Raw genomic sequence first — 6,359 nt, forward strand, 5'->3', positions numbered from 1 at the left:
GTTACTGCCCATGCCGGGCGCACCTAAAAAATCACCCCATCCAAAAGATGAGGTGATAGTGAGTTATTTGCGGAGTTGGCACACATTATTTATTTTGTTGCTTCAATAAATTTATCTACTTCTGCAAGCTGGTTATCGTTCAGATCTGATTTTATTTTCGGAGCAAATCCATGCAGAAACATAGCATCTTTACCGATCCTAACGCCGCTTTCCTTCAGTGCAGACATCAATTCTTTTTTGATAGAAAAAACACCGCCCGAAGTTCCAAACATATATACTTCACCAATTTGACTTGGATCAAGCTCCTGAGCGAATTTTTTTAATTCAGGATACATCTTACCGTGAACGGCCCCGCCCAAGTATAATTTATCGATCTGCCCCGTCAGAGGTTCCTCAACGGACAAAGCTTCTACACCTAATTTTTCGCCTAGAAGTTTAGCAACTTTCTTTGTATTACCTGATTTAGAACAATACCTAACTGCGATCAATTAATTCGCCACCTTTATTTAATAAACATTTCCAGCCACAAGCTTCTCTCTCCATTTAAAAGCTATTTTGCAGCTTTAACTTCTTGCTTGAGTTCTACCAACATGGATTCTTGGATAACGTCGTCTAATTCTTTTTCTTGACGAGCTACTTCATCGTCATCCCAGTCAAAGTACTTAGTCATTTCTTTGATAACGGCTGGAGCCACGATATCCAACTTGTCGCTCTTGAATAAAATGTGATAAGTCCGCCGCATGAGATAATCAACAGCTGATAATGTCATTTCTTCATCAAGTGAGTAGTTTAAAGCAGCAGTTTCTCCCAAACTCAAACCTTCTGCAGGTCGGATAACCTTTGCGCGTTGGAAAATATTATGAGCGTTGGAACCAAACAAACTTGCAATTTCATGAGCTTCATCCTTGACCAAACCGACTTTAATGCCTTCTTTAGCGATCTCATCCAAAGCATCTTCTGCATGATCTGAATCAAAATCTCCACCTGAAACCTTGATCTGTGCTGAATCTTTTAATTCAAAGCTTTCACCAAATGAATCTTTCAAGGCAGCAACGATCATATCCATTGCACCATTAGCCATTACCCGGTAGTCGGTCAATTTACCGCCAGCTAATGTGATCAACCCATCATTCGCCATCTTCAACGAACTTCCACGAGAAACTGCTGAAGGAGCTGAAGTATCACCAGCATCACTAGCGCCTGAAACTGCATCAACTTCCTCTTCTTTTCCTTCGTCTTCAGCAGCAACTAACGGACGAATACCTGCCCAACTTGCTTCAACGTCATCAATTGTTAAATGCGCACTTGGATATTTCTTGTTAATGATCTTCAACAAGTAGTCAACATCAGATTGGTCAACCTTAGGATTTTCCAAATCACCATCGTAATCTGTATCAGTTGTACCAAAGTATGTCTTACCTTCTCGTGGGATAGTAAAAATCATGCGCCCATCATCCGTACCCGAACCAAAGTAGGTTGGTTGTGGAACGCTTAAACGTGACTGGTCAACAACTAAATGGACCCCTTTTGTCGGACGCATTTGCGACTTCTTGGAGCTCTTATCGTCTGTGCCACGCACCAAGTCTGACCATGGACCAGAAGTATTGATCACAACATTGGCCTTGATCTCAAATTCTTCGTCTGTTAATAAGTCTTTGACACGGGCACCGTTCACCTTACCATTTTCATCATGCAAGATCTCAACACACTTGACCCGGCTGAGCATTATTCCGCCTTCATCATGAGCCTTCTTAATATTTTCAACTACCAAACGGGAGTCGTTGTTTTGGTAATCTAAATAAACGCCCGCGCCTTCCAAATTTTCAGAGTTCAATTGCGGTTCGCGTTTCAATGCTTCAGCTTTATCGATCGTATAGTTAGCATATCGTGTTAATGGTGAATCACCTTCGATACCTGCCAAATGATCATAAAGATCCATTGCAACTTTAACAGAAAACATTGTAAAGGTCGTCCCAGGTTCGTCATAGATCGGCAACAACATTGGATCAGCTTGAGTCATATGAGGAGCAATATGCTGTACTACGGCACGTTCTTTAACAGTATCTGAAACAACTTGCACATCGAAATTCTTAAGATAACGAATACCGCCATGAACTAAACGTGTTGAGCGTGAGGAAGTTCCAGCGCCAAAGTCTTGCATATCTATCAAGGCAGTCTTCATTCCTGCGGCACTAGCTTGAAGAGCAACACCTGCTCCTGTAATACCACCGCCGATGACTAACAAATCAAGCTGTTCGTTTTTTAACTTGGAGATCTCTTGTTTTCTTGTTTCGATTGAAAATGACATAAATTTCTCTCCTTTATTATTGGCTGAGTTTTCTAAACAGTTATTTCCGATTCTTTATTAGTCTTCATCCGGAGAATATGGTTCAAATGAGAATGTTTGCGCAGCGGCCACTGCCGATTGCCAACCCGAATATAAGGTTTCGCGTTCAGCTGTTTTCATTTCTGGTTTAAATACTTTACCGCCAGTCTGGATCTTCTTGATCTCGTCGAGACTATTCCAGAAACCAATACTCAAACCAGCTAAGAATGCTGCACCTAAGGCTGTAGTTTCGAGGTTGGCCGCCCGATCGATCTCAGTGCCTAAAATATCTGCCTGGAACTGCATGAGATAATCATTCTTAGCTGCACCACCATCGACTTTTAACTTAGGAATGTCTATCCCAGTATCCTTTTGCATTGTATCCACAACATCTCGACTTTGATAAGCTAACGATTGCAGAGTGGCCTTGATAAAGTCATTACGTGAAGTGCCTCGAGTTAAACCGAAAACAGCACCTCTGACATCCGAATCCCAGTATGGAGCGCCTAAGCCGGTAAAGGCTGGTACCACAAAGACTTCATTGTTGCTGGTCGATTCTTTAGCGGCTGGTTCTGAATCTGGCGCAGTTTCTATCATTTCCATTTGATCGCGCAACCACTGGATCGCAGAACCAGCAACGTAGATACTACCTTCAAGTGCATAATTGACTTGACCATTGATCCCATATGCGATCGTTGTTAATAAATTATTAGCTGAAAGCTTTGGTTTAGTCCCGGTATTCATTACCGTAAAAGCACCTGTACCGTATGTGTTCTTGACCATTCCTGGTTCAAACGCCAACTGACCGACTAATGCCGCTTGCTGGTCACCTGCCATCCCGGAGATCGGGACCTGACCGCCATAGAAATGGTAATCGATCGTATTACCATAAACTTCCGAATTGGAACGAACTTCAGGCAACAGCTCAGCTGGAATATGCAACAAGTCTAATATCTCTTGATCCCACTTCAAGTCAAAAATATTGAAAAGCATCGTCCGACTGGCATTAGAATAATCAGTAACATGAGCTTTGCCGCCAGTTAGTTTCCAAACAAGCCACGTATCGATCGTTCCAAACAACAACTCACCGTTTTCTGCTCGTTCTTGTGCACCTGGTACTTGATCAAGGATCCACCGAATCTTGGTAGCGGAGAAATATGCATCAGAGATCAAGCCTGTTTTTTCATGGATCATGTCCTTATAACCATCAGCAATTATTTTATTAGCTAATGGAGCCGTTTGCCGTGATTGCCAAACGACTGCGTGATAAATTGGTAAACCCGTCTTTTTATCCCAGATCACTGTAGTTTCACGTTGATTAGTAATTCCGATCCCAGCGATTTGATCTGGTTTGATGCCCGAGTTGATAAAAGCGTTTGCAATTGTTGACTGCACTGAAGTCCAAATTTCATTTGCATCATGTTCTACCCAACCAGGATTGGGAAAATATTGTCTAAACTCTTTTTGAGATTCTGCAACTTTTTGGCCATCATGATCAAATATTATTGCACGTGTACTTGTCGTGCCTTCATCGATCGCTAGTAAATATTTCTGAGCCATTATGTTTCCTCCTCATATACGCCTGCGCTTATAAAAAGATGTCCGGACATCTTTTGCTAGAAGTTTTAATTCTCTTTCACAATTATTATTGTACATTCTCTTTTTAGAAAACGGTAACATGTAATTGTTTTCATTCATAACTTCAGGTTATAGCTTTCAATAAATTCTTTATTTAACAATTATTTTTACATATATTTATAATTTTTATAAGCTGAATAAGAAATATACGTTTGTTTGTTTCGTTCATTTAGGATCACTGGCTGATATTTTTTTCACAATTATAATGATTGCAAAACTTTTGCCAGCTAACCGTCACATACCACGAATCTATTTACTTGAGCAGCAAATAAAAAAGGGACCCCCATCCTGATTTATATCTCATTTGATATAGTTTAGGATGGTTTTCCCTTTTATGTTTAACTTAGGCTTCCATAAATTGTAAATACTTATTCAATAATTTGCCAATTTCCGGTTTTTTATGGATCGCAACAACATCATATTGCAGGTCTGGAAATTTTGGAATGTATTTCAAGACATTAGGATAAAAATCAGGGATCGAAAATTCTCGCGGATATAAAGCCAGGCCCTTCGACAACTCGACATTAGCAGTGGCAGAATCAAAGCTATCTAAGTAAACTACCTCTGAATAATTGATACCCATTTTCTTTAAGATCATGCGAATTTTTTGCTGGACATCGTTGCTGTCTGTTGCTGTCCACTTCTGCAAAAAAAGCGGTTTTTTCTTAACAACTTTAGCTTTAACCTTGCCTTCATCATCGAAAATGTCTTTATTAGCTAGGATACAAAAATTTGCTCTACCGATCGGCACAGAATCGATATTCTTGATCTTACTAACAGCAGTCGAAAAACTGACCAAAATATCATAATTACCAGTGTCGAGTTTCGTAATACTGTCAGAAAACGATTCGGTATCCACTTGGATCTGCAAAGTTGGGTCCATTTTCTTCAAGTTCTTCGCCAGGACAGTTGCCCAATAGCCAAATCCACGTAAATAACGAATCTTCAATAGCTTTTTCTGGTTCCCCGAATGTTTCAAGTTGGATAAATTGTTAGCAAAAGACTGATATTCTTTGATTATTTTGATTGAATCATGATATAAAACTTCTCCCGCTGGGGTTACTAAAAAATGAGAAGTCGAGCGGTCGATCAACTGAACATCCAGCTGTTGTTCTAGGTTTTTCACAGAATTACTAATAGCGGTTTGCGAAATAAAATTTCTTTTTGCTGCGGATGTAAAGCCTTGTGTTTCCACAACATCGACAAAATATTTAAATGGCAAAATGTTATAATTCATATTAATTCACAACCTTACACTAACACATAAACAGTGACTAACAGTGGTCAAGCGATTACTTTCAACCCTCTTTATCCGAAAACTGAATTGTTTAAAGCCGCCTCATCAATATTTCCTTTAAGAGGCCAAATTATTTTAACTTCATCATATTTTTCTAAATTATTCTCGGAAAATTGCTGCAAGTCTGCCTGTAAAACTTGGCAAGCAGGCTGATCTGTTATCTTGGGGAAATCTATTTGCACATTGTATTGTTCTGATCCGATCTGGGTCTGGCACAAATATGTTCCTTTTGGAGGAAGCTGTTGCAACTTATTGGTGATCATGATCTTTCGATCTGGCAACAATTTCCCTTCGATCAAATATTCATGACCAAGCAGACTAACAGCATCCTCCATTTTTCCTTCAGAAATCAATTTACGGATCCTAGTGGAACTTATTTTATGGTTGTGTTCATTTTTTTTAGGAACTGTCACTGTTTGAAAGTTAGCCTCACCCAGTTTTTTTAATAGTTCCATATCACCCAGACCATACTTGCCGAACGTAAAATCAAAACCCGCAACGGCTACTTTAACTTGCAAGTCGATCAAGTATCTTTGTACAAAATCTTCTGGACTCGTAGCGGCAAAGTCACGGGAAAATTCAACTACAAAAAGATAGTCGACTTTTTCTCTTTTCATCAGATCAATTTTTTCTTGTAATGTATTTAAATATCGAAACGAAGCTTTTTTTGGATCAGCAAATACCATTGAAGAATGGCGATCAAATGTCATTACGGCCAAGGGCAGGTTCTTTTCCTGACCAAATTTACGTGCCGTATTGATGACTTGCTGATGTCCAAGATGAACTCCATCAAAGAAGCCTAATGCCATTACCATCGGTCGTGCGAAAAGTTTAGGCTTAAAATCGCTCGATTTTAGATAATAAACCTCCAATACTTCTCCTCCATTCTAATCTCTTAACTCAATTCAGCAAATATAGCGTTCATTGAACTCTATTCATATCAAAAACTAGACTTCAATAATTATTAATTTACTGGCTATTTCAAGTTCACATTGTAAACGATTTAGTTACACATATACTCAACAATACACCATAAAAGTAGGCTTGGCAATTCTCCGTAAAAAGAGGATAGTGTCAACTTTGTGTGGGTAAATTTTT

At 39.4% G+C, this 6,359-nt stretch carries 5 protein-coding genes; all 5 read right to left on the minus strand.

Annotated features, from left to right (window positions below; genetic code table 11):
• Nucleotides 1-89: 89 nt before the first annotated feature.
• The 5 genes from FC65_RS08075 to FC65_RS08095 all read right to left on the minus strand — a co-directional run bounded on the left by FC65_RS08075 (nt 90) and on the right by FC65_RS08095 (nt 6,133).
• Complete coding sequence (locus tag FC65_RS08075; protein ID WP_056972255.1) at nt 90-488, minus strand: flavodoxin family protein; 399 nt, start codon at nt 486-488, stop codon at nt 90-92.
• Nucleotides 489-550: 62 nt separating this feature from the next.
• Nucleotides 551-2,308 carry an FAD-dependent oxidoreductase gene (locus FC65_RS08080; protein ID WP_056972256.1) on the minus strand — a complete coding sequence of 586 codons (1,758 nt, stop codon included), beginning with the start codon at nt 2,306-2,308 and terminating at the stop codon, nt 551-553.
• Nucleotides 2,309-2,365: 57 nt separating this feature from the next.
• A complete protein-coding gene (gene glpK / locus FC65_RS08085; protein ID WP_056972258.1) occupies nt 2,366-3,886 on the minus strand; it encodes a glycerol kinase GlpK in 1,521 nt (506 codons plus the stop codon).
• A gap of 421 nt (nt 3,887-4,307) precedes the next feature.
• On the minus strand, nt 4,308-5,201 hold the full coding sequence (locus tag FC65_RS08090) for a LysR family transcriptional regulator (protein WP_056972260.1): 894 nt from the start codon (nt 5,199-5,201) through the stop codon (nt 4,308-4,310).
• 71 nt (nt 5,202-5,272) lie between these two features.
• Entirely contained in the window at nt 5,273-6,133 is an 861-nt protein-coding gene (locus FC65_RS08095; RefSeq protein ID WP_056972262.1) for an FAD synthetase family protein, read from the minus strand.
• Nucleotides 6,134-6,359 lie beyond the last annotated feature (226 nt).

Source organism: Ligilactobacillus acidipiscis DSM 15836 (genome assembly GCF_001435755.1).
Lineage (GTDB): Bacteria > Bacillota > Bacilli > Lactobacillales > Lactobacillaceae > Ligilactobacillus > Ligilactobacillus acidipiscis.